Annotated in this window: 17 protein-coding genes; 2 read left to right on the top strand and 15 right to left on the bottom strand. The window is 41.1% G+C overall.

What is annotated here, in order from left to right; all coding sequences use genetic code 11:
* Positions 1–52: 52 nt before the first annotated feature.
* Together FOC32_RS07540 and FOC32_RS07535 are read right to left on the bottom strand one after the other, a co-directional pair.
* Positions 53–583, bottom strand: a complete 531-nt coding sequence (locus tag FOC32_RS07540; protein ID WP_175966748.1) for a gamma carbonic anhydrase family protein — start codon at positions 581–583, stop codon at positions 53–55.
* A gap of 14 nt (positions 584–597) precedes the next feature.
* Entirely contained in the window at positions 598–1,212 is a 615-nt protein-coding gene (locus FOC32_RS07535; protein WP_175966746.1) for a CoA pyrophosphatase, read from the bottom strand.
* 123 nt (positions 1,213–1,335) lie between these two features.
* On the opposite strand from FOC32_RS07535, the gene FOC32_RS07530 reads away from it, so the two are divergent.
* Positions 1,336–1,884 carry an NUDIX hydrolase gene (locus FOC32_RS07530; protein ID WP_122959126.1) on the top strand — a complete coding sequence of 183 codons (549 nt, stop codon included), beginning with the start codon at positions 1,336–1,338 and terminating at the stop codon, positions 1,882–1,884.
* A 47-nt stretch (positions 1,885–1,931) separates the two neighbouring features.
* On the opposite strand, the gene FOC32_RS07525 is transcribed toward FOC32_RS07530, so the two are convergent.
* The 6 genes from FOC32_RS07525 to FOC32_RS07500 form a co-directional block, all read right to left on the bottom strand.
* Positions 1,932–3,866, bottom strand: coding sequence for a hypothetical protein (locus FOC32_RS07525; RefSeq protein WP_175966744.1), 1,935 nt, complete (start codon positions 3,864–3,866; stop codon positions 1,932–1,934).
* A 21-nt stretch (positions 3,867–3,887) separates the two neighbouring features.
* Positions 3,888–5,177 carry a putative pilus assembly protein FilE gene (gene filE, locus FOC32_RS07520; protein WP_175966742.1) on the bottom strand — a complete coding sequence of 430 codons (1,290 nt, stop codon included), beginning with the start codon at positions 5,175–5,177 and terminating at the stop codon, positions 3,888–3,890.
* Positions 5,178–5,184: 7 nt separating this feature from the next.
* On the bottom strand, positions 5,185–6,849 hold the full coding sequence (locus tag FOC32_RS07515; RefSeq protein WP_175966740.1) for an OmpP1/FadL family transporter: 1,665 nt from the start codon (positions 6,847–6,849) through the stop codon (positions 5,185–5,187).
* Between the two features lie 12 nt (positions 6,850–6,861).
* The gene (locus tag FOC32_RS07510; RefSeq protein WP_175966739.1) at positions 6,862–8,115 is read right to left on the bottom strand and encodes a hypothetical protein; all 1,254 of its coding nucleotides are present in this window, start codon (positions 8,113–8,115) and stop codon (positions 6,862–6,864) included.
* Positions 8,116–8,153: 38 nt separating this feature from the next.
* A complete protein-coding gene (locus FOC32_RS07505) occupies positions 8,154–8,987 on the bottom strand; it encodes a C39 family peptidase (protein ID WP_005234137.1) in 834 nt (277 codons plus the stop codon).
* Positions 8,988–9,176: 189 nt separating this feature from the next.
* Positions 9,177–10,244 (bottom strand): DUF6160 family protein, encoded by a 1,068-nt coding sequence (locus tag FOC32_RS07500; protein ID WP_175966738.1) that lies wholly within the window; start codon positions 10,242–10,244, stop codon positions 9,177–9,179.
* 260 nt (positions 10,245–10,504) lie between these two features.
* Here FOC32_RS07500 and FOC32_RS07495 point away from each other — a divergent pair, with 260 nt between their 5' ends.
* Entirely contained in the window at positions 10,505–11,836 is a 1,332-nt protein-coding gene (locus tag FOC32_RS07495; protein WP_175966737.1) for an anthranilate synthase component I family protein, read from the top strand.
* A gap of 125 nt (positions 11,837–11,961) precedes the next feature.
* Here FOC32_RS07495 and hisC read toward each other — a convergent pair whose 3' ends face one another.
* From hisC to FOC32_RS07460, 7 genes are all read right to left on the bottom strand, one after another.
* On the bottom strand, positions 11,962–13,053 hold the full coding sequence (gene hisC, locus FOC32_RS07490; protein WP_175966736.1) for a histidinol-phosphate transaminase: 1,092 nt from the start codon (positions 13,051–13,053) through the stop codon (positions 11,962–11,964).
* Positions 13,054–13,171: 118 nt separating this feature from the next.
* Positions 13,172–14,473 (bottom strand): histidinol dehydrogenase, encoded by a 1,302-nt coding sequence (gene hisD / locus FOC32_RS07485; RefSeq protein ID WP_175966735.1) that lies wholly within the window; start codon positions 14,471–14,473, stop codon positions 13,172–13,174.
* Between the two features lie 187 nt (positions 14,474–14,660).
* On the bottom strand, positions 14,661–15,362 hold the full coding sequence (hisG, locus tag FOC32_RS07480; protein ID WP_005234128.1) for an ATP phosphoribosyltransferase: 702 nt from the start codon (positions 15,360–15,362) through the stop codon (positions 14,661–14,663).
* The gene (gene murA, locus FOC32_RS07475) at positions 15,362–16,618 is read right to left on the bottom strand and encodes a UDP-N-acetylglucosamine 1-carboxyvinyltransferase (RefSeq protein WP_004783411.1); all 1,257 of its coding nucleotides are present in this window, start codon (positions 16,616–16,618) and stop codon (positions 15,362–15,364) included. The genes hisG and murA overlap by 1 nt, the downstream gene beginning before the upstream one ends.
* Before the next feature lie 7 nt (positions 16,619–16,625).
* A complete protein-coding gene (gene ibaG / locus FOC32_RS07470; RefSeq protein WP_175966734.1) occupies positions 16,626–16,877 on the bottom strand; it encodes a BolA family iron metabolism protein IbaG in 252 nt (83 codons plus the stop codon).
* Between the two features lie 135 nt (positions 16,878–17,012).
* Positions 17,013–17,345, bottom strand: a complete 333-nt coding sequence (hpf, locus tag FOC32_RS07465) for a ribosome hibernation-promoting factor, HPF/YfiA family (RefSeq protein WP_004783414.1) — start codon at positions 17,343–17,345, stop codon at positions 17,013–17,015.
* Positions 17,346–17,529: 184 nt separating this feature from the next.
* On the bottom strand, positions 17,530–18,975 hold the full coding sequence (locus FOC32_RS07460; protein ID WP_175966733.1) for an RNA polymerase factor sigma-54: 1,446 nt from the start codon (positions 18,973–18,975) through the stop codon (positions 17,530–17,532).
* Between the last annotated feature and the right edge of the window lie 78 nt (positions 18,976–19,053).

The following is a 19,053-nucleotide window of genomic DNA, read 5'->3' as shown; positions in this document are numbered from 1 at the left end:
AAAATGCCTAGAAAATTCTAGGCTTAACTGAGGACTTTATTCAGATAACAGCCTAAAGCTGTACTTCTTCCAGATCCTGAAATTTCTGGAAATGCTCAGCATAGTGCATGGCACTCATTTTTAGTTTCTGAATACTGGCTTCATCTAAAGTTTTCACGACTTTGCCTGGTGAGCCCATCACCACCGAATTATCAGGAATCACCTTCCCTTCTGGAATCAGGGCATTGGCACCAATAATACAATTCTTACCAATCACAGCATGATTCAAGATCACTGCCTGAATCCCAATCAGGCTATTATCGCCAATAGTACAGCCATGCAGCATGGCCTGATGACCAATGGTCACATAATTCCCAATGTTCATTTCAATCCCAGCATCGGTATGTAGCACCGCGTTTTCCTGAACATTGGTGAAGTCACCTAAACGGATTTTGCTGTTATCGGCACGAACGACGGCGCCAAACCAGACACTCACCTGCTTGCCTAATTCGACCTGCCCAATGACTGTCGCTGTAGGTGCCACCCACCCATCCCATGGCTGATGTATTGCTTTTGGTGTATGTCCCTGAAACTGATATAACATGGCTGAAATCCTGTTCAACGGTTAAAAAATTTTGAGCGTTTAAACGCAGGTGAATTAAGTAAAAATGGCCAGTCTTTTTTATAGTCAAGCCCGTACTGAAATAATGAAATTAGCATACGTGCGGTGAGTCCCCAGACAATCTCATTTTCTACCCGCATACTTGGAAAATATAAAGACTGCTGGGCAAACCGCACTTCATAAGGCATGGGCTGGGCTTCCAGCAAGTGCTGCAAAGAAGCAAAGAAAATCCGGTCAATTTCCGTCGGCTGAGGAATGAGTTGAATCGTAGGCGGAATTAAACCCACCACAGGCTTAACCAGCATCCCATTACGTGCCTTTTGCATCGGGAGATCCCCGATCAGATGCACATCAAATGGATTAAGCGCCGTTTCCTCATACGCCTCTCTCAAGGCCACTACAATATTACTGGTATCTTGCGGGTCACGTTTACCACCTGGAAAAGACACTTCCCCTGCATGATTATTCATATAAGCTGAACGACGTGTCAGCAAAACTTTGGGATCAGCTTCCTCTGTGATCGCAATTAATACAGCAGCCTGTGCAGTTTGAATCCGTTTGGAAAATCGTAAATGTTTCTGCAAGCGTTGTATTAATCCCAGCTCATCCATTCATTCAGCTCCCTATGCGACTATAATTTCATCATAGCTGATTTTTGATTTGGCGGGATAGAAATGATGCCAAATTTTGATTTTTCAGTTATCCTGACCTTACTGTTATCATTGATGATGAATATGAACTTCTGTGTGAACTGTGGGCATAAAACAACAGAGAAAATTCCTTTAGGCGATCAGAAGGTTCGCAAGGTTTGTACTACATGCGGATATATTCATTACATTAATCCAAAAGTGATTTGCGGTGCATTGGTGCTCTGGGAAGATAAAGTTCTGCTCTGCCGCCGTGCAATTGAACCACGTTATGGACTGTGGACCCTACCTGCCGGCTATATGGAACTGTTTGAAACCATGGAACAGGGCGCAGCTCGTGAAACCCGTGAAGAAGCCGAAGCTGAAGTGGATATTGAACAGCTGTACTGCATGTACAATATTCCGCGGATTGGCCAGATTTATGTCCTGTTCAAATCTCAACTGATTGATGGAAAATTTGGTGCAGGTGAAGAAACCATTGAAGCACGTTTATTTAACGAAGATGAAATTCCCTGGAGTGAACTGGCTTTCCCGAGTGTAGAGCATACGCTTCGTCATTATTTTGAAGACCGTAAAACCAATAACTTCCCGATGCACCTAGAGACCTTGGGAACTCGTTTGGATCATACAGGTTAAAATGTCTTTTTATAAAAAAGCCCATCATTGGATGGGCTTTTTTTATTTCATGATTTGTTTTTAGTTTTGATGCTATAACAATCCGCTAATTTAAACGAAACACTTCCGCCACTTAGCTTGGCCAGATTGGTCTCCTCCGTCGTTTCATCAGTATTATTGTTGTTATAGACTTTCTGGAAGCTGGCATAAGTATTCGCCCAACCTACGCTTTCTCCAGCTGAGTTGGTAAAGCCCACACGACTGGTTCCATTCAGTACATTAGATAAGTTGAGTAATGCCCCACCAATCACAATCTTATCATCTGTATTGGTTGAAGCCTGAATAGTGGAGTTCATACCCACCAGGGCACCATTTAATGAACCAAATACAGGATCAGCGAAGACCAGTCGCATAGATACTGTTTTTTCATCTATAAATGCACGGCCTAATGTACCGAGACGATATTGTTGAACGCCATTATTGTCTTTAAGTCCAGCCGGTAAGATATCTCCCTGGCAACCATTAATACTATCAGTTGCAAGATTGCTCGCGGACTGCATATTGGTACGCACATCACCATTACTATCAATCACAACACCCACTGTAACAGGGCTAATTGAGTTTTCGCTGAATTTAAACTCCATGTTGCCATACATTGGGAAAATATATTCTTCACCTGGCTCTACATTTTCAGCTGTTTTAAAGACTTGACGATCCAGATAGCTGATCGGGAAAATTTTATAAAGATCAATTGAGCCACTATAGTTGTCATCATCAGCATTAAAGCGCCATAAACCAAGACTGGCACGATCAGCATCGCTGAGTTCAGTTTTACCTGTAGCCATCTTATAAAATGCTTCTTTACCGGCAATCACATAATCGCTCAGCAAACGACCTTGGTAAATTTCTAATGGATTGCTGTTGTTAGCCACATTCATTTTATATGGTGCATTTGATGAAAGCATTCTCGTGGCAGGGCTAATCCAGCTGGTTTGCGGTACTGCAGTAATTTGCTGTGGTTTGACCTTACGGATCAATTCCGCATTAATGCCACCCAAAGATCCCAGATTATTGGAGCCCAGTTTTAGCTGAGTGTCACGCCACTGTAGTCCACTGCCGAAGGTATAACCTTGGCGGTCTGTAATCAGGATAAAATGTCCAAATAAATATTTAGTCGTTTTATCTTTAATGTCACATACAGATTTATTACAACCCGCCAGACCATCAGAACCAGTCAAGTTACTGCTAATAATGCCTGAGGTTGAGAACAGAGAAAATTCCGGTTGATATACTGCTGCGCTGGCAATATTGGCCAGTTTTTTTACGACTTCAAAGGCCTGATCATCACTAATCTGGCTAATATCAATAAAAGGTTTAAGGGTTTCTGCCAAATTTGCATCTGTCAGGCTGATATCTTTATTAATTTTGCCCAGATTCTTTCGCATATCCTCTGTGATATACAAGGGCTGTACATCCGTTGGATTATAGATACGGCCTTTTTCCAGTGCCAAGGTCTGCCAGATTTTGACCAGTTTCATCGCCACCTGTACGGTTGGATCTGTCTGTTCGATTCTGGCAATATTACGGCCGGTAATTCCCTTGGCAATATCAAGTACACTTAGTCGGGGTAATTGGCTCGATGTACTGAGGTTCATATATTCAGAGAGCTTGACAGTACCCAATTTGATTTTGGTATCACTAAAACTTTTTAGATAAAATTCAATACTATCTGCTTTTTGACAAGTGCCTGAGGCAACACCATCATTTTGGTCAAATAAAGTAATGAAGGTATTTTCTTTATCACCACTACAATTAAAGTTAAGACCATCAATTGGATATTCAAGCCCCCATTCCAGACAATTCGTTGCAGTAGCAGAGCAGGAACCATTCGTGGTGGCTTCATCATTTTGTTCTGGTATAACATTCGCACTTTCACCTCCGCATCCGCTGAGGGCGGCAAATAAAGCAGTGAAAGCAAATGGATATAATATTTTATTTTTCATCTTATTCTACTCGAATCGTCCTTATCGAATGGCGACTAGTTTTAGTTGTCCATAATTTGTCAGCATCTTGTCTTCAACATCTATAGCTGAAGCGAGTGGGGTCATTAATACATATTGGCTTTGCGCAGGAATCTGAATAATTCCCTGTATCTTCTCATGTTGAATAATATTGGCTTGTGCTTCCTGATTTTTGAAACCGCCCGCCCCTTCTAAAACACAGCCTCGTTCATCCAGAAATACAACAAATGGCCAGTAATAGGCAGGATTATTCTGACGGGAAGCATAAGACTGAATCTGAATATTTTTAATATCAGATTTTAGCTTCACAATTTCATAATCAAACTCATCTGATTTCAGTGGTGCCCGTGGCCACAGATTAATGGATTTACCTGCACTAATCTCTTTCGCATTCTTAACTTTTTTATCTTTAAAACACTGCTTACCTAAGCTTTCTACAGATTCAGGCTGAGAAATACGGTAGTAGGTTTGGGCCAGTACGACTGGACCAGAATCTACAGCAGGTTGTTGAAACAAGGATTTTATAATCGACTGTCCCACTCCTTTTTCACGCTCAATCGTCTGTACACGTGTTGACCCAATATTTTTATCAACTATCCCTTCAGGCATACTGTAGAAACGTTTTTTACCTTCCAGATTAAATTCTTTATTTTCCAGATATTCACTATCCACATATTCCACCCCTTCGATCTGACTAAACCCCTGTTTTTGAACAGTATCAGGTACTGCCTGAATGACAGGCTCAGAGGTTTGAAGCTGTGTCACTGGTGATAATTGTTGCGGTAATTTAGATCCTACATGTCTATCTGGTTGTACTGGTGATAATTGTTGCGGTAATTTAGATCCTACATGTCTATCTGGTTGTACTGGTTGTACTGGTTGTACTGGTTGTACTGGTTGTACTGGTTGTACTGGTTGTACTGGTTGTACTGGTTGTACTGGTTGTACTGGTTGTACTGGTTGTACTGGTTGTACTGGTTGTACTGGTTGTACTGGTTGTACAACCATATTATTTTTTTGCTGAACTGTTGCCACACTTTTTTCGACTATCTTTGGCTCGGATTTTTTCAGATCCTGTGCAGTAGATGTAACTGGTGTAGTCAATTTTTTCGGAGTAGTGGCCGCTTGGTTTTTTGTTGTTTCTTTCTGCTCATTATTTTGACGTGGTACGACTAATGGTCGCCCATCTGGTCCAATGATCGTAATAAACTCTCTGGCATCTGTATAAAAAGACCATGGTACCAGACTTAATGCCAGTACCATCTTTATCCCTAAGTTCCCTGTTCTGATCATTTCTTCCTTACCAACGGGTGCGATAGTTCAAACCTAAAATTGTGATCTTGGTATCTGTTTTGACATTCAAGCCTGCATATGGATTCAGTAACAGGTTATTTACCCCGGTCTGGTTCGCTAGGCTACTGGTATTTGCTGGAATATTATCTTTACTGCGTAAGAAACCAATAGATAGATCCAGATCCGTATCTGCGTCAAAACGGTAGCCCACTCCTAAACCAAATAGCTGTGCACCATTAATCGGTACCATAGTATTGCGTTTATCTTTTGGAATGGCACTGGTACGTGGTTCATAGCCAGCACGAAGTTTCAGTCGGTCAGTTGCTGAATACTCTACTCCGATCCCGAAGTTCCATGGCGACTCAAACCTAAGCGGTAATGCAAGTGAAGAATCCGTTACATTGGCAGATAACAGTTTGGCAATCTTCAAGGCAGACAGGGTACGGTCGAATTCAAACTTGAATTGGTCCCAAGCAGCATAATCTGTCCAGCCAATATCAAAATTGACTTGTAGATCTGGCATTACCTTATATTTGATCCCCGCCTGGAAGTGAGCTGGATATTCGAAGTCCATGGAAACCAGACCTGATTCACTCGAAGGGATATAATTTGGAAAACCAAGAATTGCAGCTAAAATCTGGCCAGTTGGGGAGGTCATCAGACCTTTAATCATTTCCTGTGGTGCTTTGGCATTATCGATATGATATTTACCTTTTAAGCGCATTTTGGCAGCACTCTGGTAAACCATACCAAAACTGAAATCTTCAGTAGGCTCCCATAGAACCCCCAGGTTATAGCTTGGACTTAAATTTTGTTCTAATGAAAGTTGCATTTGGCCAAATTTACCAAATGGGTTCATCCCTTCATCAGCATTACAGATCCCGAGCAACAAGATGTCAGTAATAATGTCAGAATTTTCTTTAAATGGTGTACATACGACTTCATCAATCATACGCAACATACCAATCAGCTCATTGGGAAAACGTAAATCCGTTTTCATGGCAATAGCTTGATAAGACATCCCGATTGAAGCACCAATCGAAAGCTGGTCATTGACTTCATAACCAATTGATGGAGATAAATATGTAATCCGCTCTAAAGCAACCTGTTGTCCCATAAAATTGGCAGGATTACCATCCTCATGACCAAAACCTGCCACTAGCGGTGCATAAACGGCAGTTGCATACGTTGCTTTAGAACCTGGTGGTTTATAAGAGACCCCCATGGTAGGTGCTGCCATGGGGAGGCCTTCCCCCAAATCCACCATTTTTTTCAGGATAGGTACGTAGAGACTGACATACTCTACATCACCCTTCACTGGGCCTTTAAAATCTGTACATAAATCAGAAGACACTTCAGGCCCATCATTACAGACTATGGGATCATCGGAATAACCAAAAACGTTATAGCCAGCTGGAACCGTAAATTCACGCTGAATATCAAAATTTGCAACAATAATTTGCTGTTCGGTCTGTAAGCCCTCAATTTTAGCCAATGCAGCCGGGTTAAAGTGAATTGCATTCACTCCTGGCGGATCCGCAGTGACTGCATTCCCCATTGATAATGCACGCAGGTCAACAGAAAGGTTGGTTCCCAATTGTGCAAAAGTATAACTTGAACAGCCCGCAAGAATAATTCCTGTTAATAACGGGCTAAGTCGAATGTTTTTCATACGACACCCCTATTAACTGAATTTTTTACCAAAACCTAAAATATCAAGTGGGAATGAAAGTCCCAATGAAACATCTGGTGCATCTTCGGTCAGTCCCAATCCGACCGTACCATTTACAATAGTTTCAGGAGATACCCGCACCCCTAAAGAGATTGCAAAAGTAGAACTAGTCTGATCAGCAGCAGAATAGCTTTCACCAGAGCTATAACTAAATTCTGCACCGGTATTAAAGCTTTGTTGATATGACATGGTCATAGAAACATCGTAGTTAAATGAATAGGCAAAACCGAAAGCAAAACCACCGCTGATGCCTGGTTCAAATTCTTCAATAACTCGCGTACCACGACGCTGGTTCAGCCCAGATTCCTTAAAACCATAATTTGCAGAAACTGATGCAAACAGCACCACTGGGTCAATATATTTACGTGTACTCGCACCCACCCCAGCCGAGTAATATCCTTTACCCGCAGCCAGATCTTTTGCTGCATTAATTTCATAGGGGCTATCACCTGTTTTAGTCGACAAATTAGCAAATAAAATAAGTGGTAAACGACCTGCTTTTAAAGGGAATGGCTCCCAACGTGCACCTAGACTAATATCCCCTAATCCTGCTGTAGAGGTATCTTTTAATAAATCTGTTTTAGCCACCAAAGGTAAGGAAGCTGTTAAGGTCAGGTTATCTTTCACCCCGTACTGAAAAGTGAAAGTATTGGTCAGGCTATGTGTTGCATTTTCCTGAACACGGAGCTGATACAGCTGGCCCTGTGCCATTTCCATATCGAGTTGTGTATCTCGATAATAGGTATAATCAATATCGTAATAGGATGAAATTTCGCCTTGTTTAATAAGTGAGTATTGACGCTCATTTGAAGTAAATACTTCTTCTAGACTTGCTTCCTGAGTAGCATCTCCTTCTTTTTTCTGTAAGGCTTGAGATGCATCTACTGCTTGAGTGGCTGGAGCTTTAACAGGTGCAGCTGTTTCAACAACAGCTTCTTCCTGAACGGTTTCATATCCTCCCAGTTCAGGCTCTGCTACAGCTTCCTCCTGAACTGTTTCATACCCCCCAAGTTCAGGTTCTTCTACAGCTTGAGTTGCTGCTGGTTCAGGCTGAATATCAATGGATGCAGCAGTCTCGACTACTTCTTCCTCAACCGTTTCATACTCACCCAGTTCAGGCTCATCCGCAGCCCATGCCACTCCCATAACCATCTGAATGCTGAGCGCCAAGAATGTCTTGTTCATCCATTTACTGTTCATATCCATTTCACCATTTTTAATTTTTCTATAGCCATCTTTTCGTTTTATTTATTCTTGTAATAAAGTCTGAGAAAATTATATTGATATTCCCCAAATTTTTCTGAATCTACATTACGGTTACGATCCATACGGATAGTCGATGCTTTATCAGCAATTTTATCCATATAGAACTGTGGATACTGCATATCAACTAAAGCATAACGGTTAATGGTTGCATCTTCGACATGACGCATATCCGAATCTTTTAATGCCAAAAAGTTTTTTCGATATTGTTCAGGGACATTAATTAAATATAAAGTATTGTTTTCCCAAACTTCCTTAAATCGCTGTTCATCAAAACTGATATTACCCAGTGCTGGATCGGCAACATACACCCGTCCATTTTTATAAGCTTTGTACACGACAAAATGTTTAAATCCTGCATAGGAAATAGGAACAATGGCGGGTTGTCCCTGTTTAACCAGATCTTCAAATTCTCCGCGATAGCCACCACTTTCCAGGCCTAAGGCAGCAACAAAACGCTTCATATCAAGAAGGGAAAAGCTACGACGTTCGATGATTTTATCCGTTTCACCAAATTTCATTAGGCCATTCATGACTTGCTGCTCATCCAGCCGAGTACCCACATAGCCATTTAATAAAGTCGTAAGTGCTGCTGAACCACAACTATAATCGTAAGCCTGACGCACAATCCCCTGAAACTGGTCTAACAGTGCAGGTTTGACTTCCACATGTTCGCGGTGCATACGTACGAAAGAATCATTTCTTGAATCAAGAACTTCGGTATAGTGAACAGCGCCTGGTGGCTGTTTTTTAATATCCAGAGCTTCTTTGGCAGCGTAATACATCAATGCCGAGCCCAATGCAATCTCTAACATATTCTTTTACTTTTCTTATCATTGGCATGATGTGCCTAATTTTTCTTTTTATAGAGTCTTCACTCTACTTCCCTGTAACTAGAAAGATACCTTCTTTTTCAAAAAAATACAGTCTTTTTTTATTTTTTTAGATAGATGTTGTAGTCATAAAAAAAGCGCGTGTAAACACGCGCTTTTTTAAGGTAAGAATTAGTGACCAGAAATGGTAATAATTGCACCTTTTGCATATTGGTTAGGTCCCGGGCTAAAGTAAGTTTGCAGACCTTGGATTTCCATATCACCAATTGATGCTGCATTTTGGCTACCTAGGTGAATACCTTTCACATAGTTATCATGTGCACCACTTGTACTCACAATACGAATGAAACCATCGTTTGCACTTGATTCACCAAATACACTGATGCTTTGGTTCAATGTCAAATCTTTAGTACCAGCATCGGTTAACTTGATGCTTTCAATGAAGATTTCACCTGGGCCTGAGGTGTTTACACCTGCAGCAACTTGTCCACCAGTCGTTGAATTATCGAAAATACCCAAATCTGTAATTGTTAAGCCGCCAGTCATTGTTGCATTCAACTTAATCATTGCACCCTGTGGAGCAGCACCTAATTGAATATTGGCAGACATTGGACCTGTTTTAAATGATAGGCCAGATAAAATCGCATTTTCCTTACCAGCACCACCACGGCGAATACTAGTAGCTGAAGCTAAACCATTTTCATAATCTGTAAGAGATGAAGCTGATCCCACAACCCCAATTTCACCGATGTTAATATCTAAGCCAGATACTTCAGCGGCAATGTTGATGAATGGATTACCAGCACCAGCATCTGAGTCAATGGTTAAATCTGCAAGGTTACGTGAAGCTAGTAAATACGCACCATTGTCATCGTAGTTTGCACCAATCACGATACCATTAGCTGCTGTTCTACCCTTACCATTTGCTTTGATATAGATTGCACCTGCTTCACCAGTACCACCCACAATACCATTAGCAGCCTCTCCAGGGCGAAGAACAACTCCATCATTATTATAAATTTCAATAACACCCGCTGTTGCAGTAGAATCTTCAGCTAAACCATCATTATCATGGATAAATAGTTTTTCAATTTCAATTTTTGAAATACCGATACCGATTTTCAAACCGTCCTGACCTGTAGTCGCGCTTAGAGATGCATCGTCCAGTGATTGCATCGCCATTGCGTTTGCACTAAAAGCAACTGAAGCAGCTAAAGCCAATTTTGTGAATTTTTTCATTGTTTACTCTCCCAAGAGTACTATTTTTTTTGGTTGTGAATCACTCAGTGCTGACGTTGTGTTTTTATTTTCTGACAACGCAAAGCATCTTTCCTTGAGTAATTTTGCTCGCCCACTTAACTTAACGTCGAGTCATATTTTGATCAACTGTTGTTGGTCGCAATATTGAGCTTACCGACAAACGGTATTTAATGATTTAGAAATATTTTTTCCTATTCTTGATATAAAATACCGGGTCATATCGGAATATGCGCTACTGAATGAACGAAGCTCCTTACCATTGTCCTTTAAGTTTTGCATCTCTTCAGCTTAAAGATCTATTGCATGCATTAAGCCCCTTAGATCACCTGATATATTTAAATAATAATGGGCAACCTTTTATTGCCTGCTGTGCACAGAAATATTTTATGGTGCAGGATGAACAAATTCAGTCATTTAAGAGAGTAGATATCGAGCAATATCAGGCTGATATAGCTGAACTCATATTAGAGCTTGAGCAAACTCCAGATATTAAAGCAAATGAATTTTATGGGGGTTATGTTGGGTTTATTGGCTATGATTATGCTGCTCGACAGCACACTCAATACCCGGAGCGAGCTCAACCTGGCCTATTTATCGGTCAATTTGATTCTTATATTAAGTTTGAAGTTGATCAATGGGTATTCTATAGTCATGATCTGCAAGCAGCAGATATTTTCAATCATCTTCAAAATCTATTAAATCAAGCATCCATACCACCGAAGTTTCAATTAAAAACCCTTTGCAGCTCACGTTGGGACCAATCTCGCTATGCACAGGCATTCCAGGATATTCAGGATTATATTCTAGCCGGTGATTGCTACCAGATTAACTTAACCCAAGAATTTACAGCACTTGCTGAAGGTTCATTATTAGAAACTGCACATGCTTTCTGGACATTAACCAATGCGCCTTATGCGGGCTATCTTCGTATAGGTGATTTTGAATTATTAAGCTGTTCACCTGAACTGTTTATTGACTTTGAAGCACATCGAAAAATTGTCACTAAACCGATTAAAGGTACCATGCCACGTTTTTCCGATCCGGTGCTTGATGAGCAATCTAAACAACGACTAAAAGACTCAAGGAAAGATCAGGCTGAAAATGTCATGATTGTAGATTTGTTACGCAATGACCTTAGTGTTTATGCAGAAACAGGTTCAGTCAAGACACCTAAACTATTCACTATTGAGTCATTTAATCAGGTACATCATATGGTTAGCGAAGTCGAAGCCACCTTAAAAGAAGGTGTGCATCCTTTTGATGTATTACTGTCTGCACTTCCAGGTGGATCAATTACCGGTGCACCAAAGATTCGTGCCATGCAAATTATTGAAGAGTTAGAAGGCGCTCCACGTGGAGCATATTGTGGTTCATTAGGCTATTTTAATTTTGATGGAACAGGAAGCTGGAATATCCTGATTCGCTCGATTCAGAAATATCAGGATGAGGTTTCTCTTTGGGCCGGTGGTGGAATTACGATTTCTTCGGATTGTGATGCGGAATATCAGGAGTGTTTTGATAAGGTTGAAGCCATGCTGGATTTACTCAATACCTGGTATAAACCCGAATAAATAAAAAAGCGACTCCATAGAGTCTTGAATCTCCCCTAACCCCTCTTTAACAAAGACGGGAATTCTCTCTCTTTAAAAAGAAAAAGGTTCCCTCCTTTATCAAAGGAGGGTTAGGGTGGATTTAATTAAGCTAAAATATCATTTTTCAATGTATCCACTAAACGCTGATTTTGCTCATCTGTACCAATGGTAATACGTAAAAATTGATTGATACGAGGTTTATTAAAGTAACGTACGATAATGCCGCGTTCCCGTAATTCAGCCGCTAACTCACCTGCATCTTTTGATGGTAGTGAAGCAAAAATAAAGTTGGCACTTGATGGCAAGACTTTGAAACCGAGCTCATTCAGCTGATTAACCAGTTTTTCACGACTGGCAATCACTTTAGCATTTTGTGCTTCAAAGTATTCCTGATCTTCGAATGAAGCGACCGCAGCCGCAATCGCAAAACGATCCATTGGATAAGAGTTAAAGCTGTTTTTTACCGCTTCAAGCGCTGCAATCAGATGTGGTTGGGCAATCGCAAAACCAACACGTAAACCAGCGAGTGAACGAGATTTAGATGTAGTCTGGCATACAACCAAGTTTTCATATTTCTCAATCAGGCTGACTGCTGATTCAGCACCAAAATCCACATAAGCCTCATCAATAACGACTACTGAATCTGGATTCGCTTGCAGAATTTCTTCAATGGCAGACAAGCCAAGTGCAATACTGGTTGGCGCATTCGGATTAGTGATGATAATACCGCCATTTGGCTGTTTATAATCATCTACAATAATTTCGAAATTTTCATTGAGTGGCAAGATTTTGGTTTTGACACAAAAGAACTGGCTATAAACCGGATAGAAGCTATAGGTAATATCTGGATAAAGTAGTGGCTGTTCCTGAATAAAAAAGGCTTTAAAGATATGTGCCAATACTTCATCAGAACCATTGCCTACAAAGACATTTTCAACAGTAACATTTTGCTGTCTAGCTATGGCATGTTTCAATTCAGATGCATCTGGATCTGGATAAAGACGTAAAACATCTGCGCCATTGGCTAAAACTTTTTGCACCGCTTCCACGACTTTCGGTGATGGTGGATACGGATTTTCATTGGTATTTAATTTTAAAAGATTTTGAATTTTGGGCTGTTCGCCTGGGACGTAAGGCTCTAGCTCACGGACTCCAGGACTCCAAAAACGCATTTGATCTGTGGTGATATTCGACATTTTCTATTCTCAAATTCCCTCTCCTTTTAAGAGAGGGTTAGGGAGAGGTCAAATAATTCCCCTTACCTAACCTCTTCCGAAGGGAGAGAAATATTTTTTAATCAATCTAAGTATTTAATTACTGATAACGATAACGCGCTGAGCGTGCATGCGCATCCAGATTTTCTTGCTGTGCCAGAATATCTGAAGTTTTCGCAAGAGTTTTCACACCCTCTTCAGAACACATTATTAGGCTTGAGCGTTTCTGGAAATCATACACACCCAATGGCGATGAGAAACGTGCTGTACCAGATGTCGGTAATACATGGTTTGGACCTGCACAATAGTCACCAATCGCTTCAGGCGTATAACGTCCCATGAAGATCGCACCGGCATGACGGATCTCTTCAGCCATTTCTTGAGCTTCATCCAGACACAGCATTAAATGTTCAGGTGCCACCTGGTTAATTAGCTCAATACCTTCAGCACGATCTTTCACAAGCACTAATGCACCACGATTGGCAATTGAAGTGCGGGCAATTTCTGCTTTTGGTAGAGCTAGCAAATGTTCTTCAATTGCTTGTTCTACTTCATTGAGAAGCTGTTCATCAGGCGTAATAAATACAGCTTGAGCAACAGTGTCATGCTCAGCTTGAGATAACAAATCCATCGCTAACCATTTGGCATTGTTCTGCCCTTCTGCATAGACCAGAATTTCTGAAGGACCAGCAATCATGTCGATACCGACCTGACCAAATACTGCACGTTTTGCCGCAGCCACAAAACGGTTACCTGGACCAGTGATTTTATCGACACGTGGAATGGTTTCTGTACCATAGGCCAATGCAGCAACTGCTTGTGCACCACCAATGGTAAATACACGGTGTACGCCAGCCAGATAGGCAGCAGCCAAGACTAATGGGTTCAGTTCACCATTTGGAGCAGGCACCACCATAACAATTTCACCCACACCTGCCACATGTGCAGGAACAGCATTCATTAATACTGAAGATGGATAAGAAGCCAAGCCACCTGGTACATAGATCCCTACACGATCCAATGGTGTTACTTTCTGACCCAAAGTATTACCTAGAGCGTCGACATACGTCCAACCATCCTGTTTTTGTGCCTGATGGAATTCGCGAATGCGGTTTGCAGCCAATTCTAGAGCTTCACGCACTTCAGTCGTTAAGCCTTCAAAGGCTGCTTTAAGTTGCTCTTGGGTCAGTTCCAAATCTGAAAATTGATGCGCTGGATGTCGATCGAACTGCTGAGTCAATTTAAGAACATGAGCATCACCATGCTGACGTACGTCAGCAATAATTTGGTCTACAGTTTTTAAAAGTTCAGGATCATTCACGGTTTCAAAAGCCAACAAGTCAGCAAACGCTTGCTTGAAGTTTTGATCTTGTGTCGATAAACGTCGCATCAATTTACCCATAAGGTTTGAATTCGAAGGCTTTAGTTTACCTGTTTTCAAAGACTTTGTCGGTAGCTAGAACAGACTTGTGCTATGAGTTTTATTGGAAATAGCTTTTGATAAAATTGATGAAAGCATTGAGCTTCTTACATTTATAATCAGCAATAAAAAACCGCCCAAAGTGGGCGGTCTTTGATCAAGCTTAAATTTAAGCTTTTTTCGCCTGTTCGCGTGCTTCCACTGCTTGCTCAAGCTGAGCAAGAATCGGGTTCAGCAATGCCTGCTTACGTTTAAAGCTGGCTTTGTTCACAATCAGACGTGAAGAGACTTTGCAGATTTCTTCAAGTGGTTCAAGACCATTGGCACGCAGTGTATTGCCTGTATCGACCACGTCAACAATGTAATCACCTAAACCCACCAGTGGTGCAAGTTCCATTGAACCATAAAGCTTGATCACATCAACCTGCTCACCGAGGCTTGCATAGTATTGACGGGTCAGATTCACGTATTTAGTCGCAATTTTTAAACGACCTTTTGGACGCTCCATGCCGACTTTACCTGCTGTCATCAATTTACAGTTGGCAATTTTCAGATCTAATGGTTCATAGACATTTTGTGCGCCATGTTCCATCAACACATCTTTACCTGCCACACCGATATCTGCCGCGCCATTTTCAACATAAGTGGGTACATCAGAGGCACGTAAAATCAGGATACGCACCTGTTTATGTGTAGTTGGAAAAATCAGCTTACGTGATTTATCCGGATCTTCCAGCAGGTTAATCCCTGCTGTTTCAAGCAGAGGTAAAGTTTCTTTTAAGATACGGCCCTTGCTTAATGCTAACGTTAAACCATGATCAAAATTGCCCATTACGTCAAAGTTTGGATCATCGTTTCTCATATCACTCATTAACTTACTCGCTTAATTTGGGCACCTAAACCTTGTAACTTTGCTTCGACATCTTCATAACCGCGGTCAATATGATAAATACGGTCAATCAATGTTTCTCCTTCGGCTGCAAGTGCTGCAAGAACTAAAGAGAATGAAGCACGTAAATCTGTTGCCATCACAGGGGCTGCAGAAAGTTTTTCTACACCCGTTACGACAGCATCATTACCTTCGACCTGAATATTGGCTCCCATACGGGCCAATTCAGGAACATGCATAAAACGGTTTTCAAAAATCGTTTCAGAAATTGTGGCAAATCCACGGCCAATGGCATTGACTGCCATCAACTGGGCTTGCATATCTGTTGGGAAATCTGGATGTGGCAAGGTACGGAAGCTCACCGCTTTCGGACGTTTGCCCATCATATCCAGTTCAATCCAGTCATCACCACGAGTGACTTCTGCACCCATTTCTTCAAACTTATCCAGTACAGCTTCCATTAAAGCCGGATCTGTATGTGTGGTTTTAACACGACCACCCGTAATAGCTGCAGCAGCCAAGTAAGAACCGGTTTCAATACGGTCGGCCACTACTGCATATTCACAGCCATGCAGGCTTTCTACACCGGTTACCACTAGGGTATCGGTATCCAGACCTTCAATCTTCGCACCCATCTTGATCAGCATTTGGGCAAGATCGGTAATTTCAGGTTCACGCGCCGCATTGCGAATCGTGGTCACACCATCCGCCAATACTGCAGCCATCAAAATATTTTCAGTACCCCCTACAGTCACCATATCAAAGACGACTTCACCTCCTTTCAGACGACCATCGACTTTGGCATGGACATAGCCGGCCTCAACCTCAATCTCGGCACCCAAAGCTTCTAGTGCTTTCAAATGCTGATCGACTGGACGGGAACCAATCGCACATCCACCTGGTAAAGATACTTTTGCACTACCATAGCGCGCCAAGAGAGGACCAAGCACCAAAATAGAAGCACGCATGGTTTTTACGAGTTCATAAGGCGCAAACTGGTTATCTAAGGTAGAAGTATCTGCAATAACTGTATCGCCTTCATAACTAATCGTGATCCCAAGACCTGCGATCAGCTTCACCAAGGTATTTACATCTTTTAGATTTGGAACATTTCTAAGCGTAATTGGCGTATCAGCAAGAATCATTGCTGCTAATAATGGAAGCGCTGCATTTTTTGCACCAGAAATACGCACTTCACCGTCGAGCTTAATACCGCCCTGAATTAAGAATTTATCCATTAATTGATTAAGCTCCAAATAAGCTTACTTTACGCCATTCTTCTTTGGTCAATGCACGAATGGTCACAGCATGCACTGCACCACTGGCAATATGGGAATTGAGAGGAGCATAAACAGCTTGTTGACGTGCAACCGGACGTTTACCTTCAAACTGATCATCCACAATACGGAGATCGAATTTTCCGCCCTGACCACTCACAGCAACATCCGCCTCAGGAAAAGCGGCTTTTAAAATTTCAGCGAGCTGTTCATTATTCATCACAAGACCTCTTATAGGACTAAGGGTGTAAAACGAGCCATTTTACTATAAATGTAAAAAATAATTCATTAGTCACATACATTATATATATAAAAAAAGAGGCTTTTAAAAACCTCTTTTTCCCAGTTTGGTCACTTAAATGGCTAAACTCTGATGATTCAGCTGCATTTCGCGATATCGGTCAATTTGTTTTTTTAATTTTTCCGTCAAAATTTTAATCGAGGTATACATATCATCAGCATTGGCATGGGCAAAAAACTCAATACCCGGTAAACGGACAATCGCTTCTGCGATATGGTTACTACTGCCTCTTTTTGAGCGCTTATCAATCTGATGATCTTTAGAAAGCTTAACTTGCATGCTGTTCACCTGATCCAGATGTTTGGTCATCTGTGAAAATTTCGTTTTTATAGTTTCTTCGATCGCTGGCGTAATTGATAAATGATGTCCACGAATTGTTATTTGCATAGTTCTATCCCTCACCTTCGTTAGGATCAGAAGAGTCACAGTTAAAAATGAAAAGAATACAACAACTTGCTCAAGCAAAATCGTGATTTAAAGCATTTATTCAGATCATTTTCACCATTCCTCAAAAGAAAAAAGATTCATTACGTTGTCATAATGAATCTCTAGAATAATCAAATTTCAAAAACTAGATCAAGACTTTTCGCTCAGAAGATGAAGGAATATGTAACGACTCACGATATTTCGCGACCGTACGTCGTGCCACATCAATCCCCTCTTCTTTCAAAAGATTGGCAATTGTATTGTCAGATAAAGGCTTACGTGCATTTTCTTCTGCAATCATTTTCTTAATTTTGGCACGGATTGCAGTAGATGAAGCCTCTCCCCCAGAAGTCGTTCCTACATGACTCGAGAAGAAGTATTTCAGTTCAAATAAACCACGAGGAGTTAGCATATATTTGTTAGTCGTTACACGGGATACCGTTGATTCATGTAATTCAACTTCTTCAGCAATATCACGTAAAACCAGAGGCTTCATACCTTCAGGACCAATCTCTAAAAAGCTTTTCTGATGTTCAACAATACAGGTGGCTACTTTTAATAAAGTTTTATGACGTTCATCGATACTTTTAATAAAGTTTTTCGCTTCCAGCATCTGATTACGCAAATATTGATTATCTTCGCTCTGATCAGCACGACGAATCATATTGGTATAAAAAGAATTTAGTCTCAACTTAGGCATCACATCAGGGTTTAACGTCACCTGCCAGCAGTCATTCTTTTTCATTACCACGACATCCGGGATCTGATAATCAGATTCTTTACTTTCAAACTCCAGCCCAGGATACGGCTTAAGAGTTTTCAGCAAATCAACCGCACAGCGTAATTGTTCCTGATTTAAACCAGTTTGCTTAATGAGTTTTGGTAATTCATTGGTAATCAGCAGCTCATAATGTTGCAGCAATTTAACCGCATCATTACGACAAGGGGTATTAACTGGCAGGCTATCCAGCTGAATCAATAAACACTCAGCGAGATTTCTAGAACCCACTCCTATCGGATCAAGACGCTGAACATGCTTGAGAACAACGAGTACTTCATCCTCTTCGATTTCTTCCTCATAATCCATGGAAGATAAAAGATGCTGTACTGATGCAGTAATTTCAGAAATTTCTGCATCCAGAAAACCCTTTTCATCTAGAGAATCAATAATGCAGTATGCAATCAGCTGATCAATGCGAGAAAAGTGTAGCAGATTAATCTGCTCGAGCATATATTCTTGTAGGCTTTGCCGGCTTTGACGATTGTCTTCGCGCTCTTCGAACTCTGCTGCACCTAGACTTGTCGGTTGATGAGTATAGACATCATCCCAGTCGGTATCTACAGGTAGATCGTCCGGAAGATGGTCTGCATTGAGTTCATTGGTTAAATCCTTTTGACTCGCATCAACAGTTGAAAGACTTTCAACACTGATTTGCTCTTCAACTTTTTCTAACAAAGGATTACTATCAAGTTGTAGCTGGATTTCTTGCTCTAGTTCCAGACTGGATAATTGTAATAAGCGGATTGCTTGTTGTAACTGTGGAGTTAATGACAGCGAGTTGGCAATTCGTAATCCCACTGATAATTTCATATGACCCCCTAATAAAAATCTCGTTTTATAAGCAATTTTCATGCCGTTTTAACTTTTATAACATAGTTTGATAAAAAA

The sequence above is a fragment of the Acinetobacter sp. FDAARGOS_724 genome, from assembly GCF_013364475.1.
GTDB lineage: Bacteria > Pseudomonadota > Gammaproteobacteria > Pseudomonadales > Moraxellaceae > Acinetobacter > Acinetobacter variabilis.
Note: the sequence above shows the minus strand (reverse complement) of the source record. Positions and strands in the feature narration are given on the sequence as shown.